This is a genomic window from Primorskyibacter sedentarius (genome assembly GCF_004342065.1).
Classification (GTDB): Bacteria; Pseudomonadota; Alphaproteobacteria; order Rhodobacterales; family Rhodobacteraceae; genus Primorskyibacter; species Primorskyibacter sedentarius.
Genome location: NZ_SLZU01000070.1, coordinates 1 through 2,372 on the forward strand (window position 1 = coordinate 1; position 2,372 = coordinate 2,372).

At 58.2% G+C, this 2,372-nt stretch carries 4 protein-coding genes; 1 reads left to right on the plus strand and 3 read right to left on the minus strand.

Translation table 11 applies throughout. The features are described 5' to 3' along the window. Positions 1 to 684, minus strand: a 684-nt coding sequence (locus tag EDD52_RS23460) for an IS5 family transposase (RefSeq protein WP_132249016.1), incomplete at its 3' end; no start/stop codon positions are given. 367 nt (positions 685 to 1,051) lie between these two features. On the opposite strand from EDD52_RS23460, the gene EDD52_RS23465 reads away from it, so the two are divergent. Next, positions 1,052 to 1,243, plus strand: a complete 192-nt coding sequence (locus EDD52_RS23465; protein WP_132249017.1) for a hypothetical protein — start codon at positions 1,052 to 1,054, stop codon at positions 1,241 to 1,243. A 283-nt stretch (positions 1,244 to 1,526) separates the two neighbouring features. On the opposite strand, the gene EDD52_RS23470 is transcribed toward EDD52_RS23465, so the two are convergent. Both EDD52_RS23470 and EDD52_RS23475 read right to left on the minus strand, forming a co-directional pair. Beyond that, positions 1,527 to 1,937 (minus strand): hypothetical protein, encoded by a 411-nt coding sequence (locus EDD52_RS23470; RefSeq protein WP_132249018.1) that lies wholly within the window; start codon positions 1,935 to 1,937, stop codon positions 1,527 to 1,529. A gap of 59 nt (positions 1,938 to 1,996) precedes the next feature. Further along, positions 1,997 to 2,263 carry a hypothetical protein gene (locus EDD52_RS23475; RefSeq protein WP_132249019.1) on the minus strand — a complete coding sequence of 89 codons (267 nt, stop codon included), beginning with the start codon at positions 2,261 to 2,263 and terminating at the stop codon, positions 1,997 to 1,999. Between the last annotated feature and the right edge of the window lie 109 nt (positions 2,264 to 2,372).

The following is a 2,372-nucleotide window of genomic DNA, read 5'->3' on the forward strand; positions in this document are numbered from 1 at the left end:
GTCGCGGAGGATCCGGCCGGTGTAGCCCTTGAGCGTTCTCAAAGCCTTGCGCATCCTCTTGAACTGCCTTGCATGGGCGTACCGGCCGATCTTGGTGGCCAGCCGGGGCGCTTTCCGTGCATAGGATTGCCGCAGGTACAGGCCGCCTTCCCGCGCCAGGCAGACCAGCTTCGCCCGCGCCTTCTCGTAGAGCCGCGCGTCCGTCGGATGGGCGATGTTTTTCTCCATGACGGTCGTGTCCACCGCCACGCGCCTGAGGCTGTTGTCATCGACCGCGCCGACCGCGCGACCGGCCTTGATGGATTTCGTGAGCAACCACTCCGCCCCTTCCTCCCCGATCCGGTCCCGCCACCGGCTGAGCGACGACGGGTGGATCGGCGCCTGATGCTGAAAGAACGTCTCGTCGGTGAAGTGCTGGAAGTACGGGTTCTCGACCCAGTGGGCGATAACAGCATCGTCCGAGAGGCGGTGTACATGCTGCAGATACATCAGCCCGGCCACCAGCCTGGGATGCGTCGCCGGGCGCCCCTCCTTGGACGGAAAGAACCCGGCCCATTCCCGCTCGAACCACTCCCAGTCGATCAGGGCCGCGAGCTTCACCAGTTCGTGGCGCATGTCGATCATGTCGACCAGCCGAGGCCGCAGGAGATCGTCCTGTTGTGGTGCACGGTCGCGGTGTTTCATGGGGCGGGTCCGAAACTGCAGGGTTTCCAATGGAATCCTATGAAACCCTGCAGTTCAAAGCCAAAGAAATCAGCGCTTTATGACGCAAAATCAGCAGCTTGGACGTTGTTCAATGTGAACTAAAAAGGCTGAAAACTGGTCGAAAATCTAGGACCACCTCTGATCGGGATGGTCCTGCTTCTCCGCTTTCTGCCTCCAGTGCCGAGGACGAGACTTGAGGCTACCGACATCGAAGCAGCGACCGTCGTCCCACGCGTCACATTCAACTTGGCGGTTTCTCGCTTGTTAGGCTAGGTTTCTCACCGGATTTACTATCCATTAACCGGCCTTTCTGATGCTTCCCTTAGGCAATCTGAAGGAAGCATCAATGAGCAAATTTGCACAAAGTATTTTTGCAAACGGCAAAGCCGCTATTTGCCGCGAATGTGATGTACAAACCTTCGAAGTGAAGTGCGAAAAAGCCGCAGAAGTCGCGCAGGAGGCGGGATTTTCAAACTTCGCACAAGCTTTACGCGAACTTGGCCAAGGTGTGTCGTCTGAGCAACGGCCTCACAGATGATTTGTTTCTAGGTCAAATTAAATGTTCGACATTTAGGATGGCTTAACCAACCGATTGTCTCGTGTAGAAAAGAAACAACACGAGAAGGTTTGGGTAATGGACTTTAGAGAGATGCGCACAAGCCTATGGCTTTTCTCACTTCTTGCCGTCGCAGAGCGCGATGACGATGAACGAGGTAAGTTAGAGGCACTTGCGCGGGCCAAGCTGGAACTGCTTAGGCACCCTGAATTTATGACGCAATCAGAACTCGGGGTCTATGCTACATCGATGGTTATGGACGCGTTCAGTAGGCCACGACAAACTGCGCACACGCCGTCCAAGTGAAGCCTATCGCGTCGCTGCGGATCGGCTTGGTCTCCTTCGAGCAAGTATCTCGGTTACATTGAGCCAGCAATACGGGCGACGGCATCACCAGAACCTCGCGCGCAATGGTGCTGTGGTCGAGAGGCTCGGTAGTGAGCGGGCGGAACAGCCACAGGGCCAATGCCGCCCAGCCCAGATAGTAGGCCGTGAAGAGCACCGGCGCCTCGTCATAGCCACTCTCCAGCCCTAGTGCCGCGACCAACGAGTAGTATCCCTGGCTGGACACCAACCAAAGCACCGCCACGATCCCGACGGCCCGCGCCATCGTGATCAGCGGGTTGCCGTTTGGTGCGGCCCATGCGGAGGTTTCAGTCTGGGCGGGCAAAATCATCTTGTGGTCTCTTCCCCACATGGCACCGGGGCCTCTTTCAAATCAGCCTGATTGATGTCTCAAGGACGCGGCGGGCGATTGCTCGCATTACAAGTCACCTCTCGTTCAACGAGGGTGCAGCCGGTTTCCGCCGCGAGGCCGCCAAGAATCTGGTTCGAACCGGCTTCTTCGGCGTGATAATGGTAGGGCAGGCCCCCGGCAGCGTGTCCATGGCAGGCGTCAAACCCTTCCGGGGCCTGCCCATCCGCCAGCAGGTCGGCAATGATCGCATAGCCGTCCGTTGCGATGCCGATCTGGCGCCGCCGCTTCGCCGCGCCCCGGTTCATTTGAAGCCCGGCGGCGGTGTTGTCACGTTAACGGGCCTGAGGTTGCTGGTTCATTGATCTGGGCGTAGGCGGTGTTGATGCAGACACAGAAGATCAGTTACAAACGCCA

Bases quoted from the DNA above. Each gene is read 5' to 3' on its own strand.
- EDD52_RS23465 (WP_132249017.1), top strand. From the start codon at position 1,052: ATGAGCAAATTTGCACAAAGTATTTTTGCAAACGGCAAAGCCGCTATT.
- EDD52_RS23470 (WP_132249018.1), bottom strand. From the start codon at position 1,937: ATGATTTTGCCCGCCCAGACTGAAACCTCCGCATGGGCCGCACCAAAC.
- EDD52_RS23475 (WP_132249019.1), bottom strand. From the start codon at position 2,263: ATGAACCGGGGCGCGGCGAAGCGGCGGCGCCAGATCGGCATCGCAACG.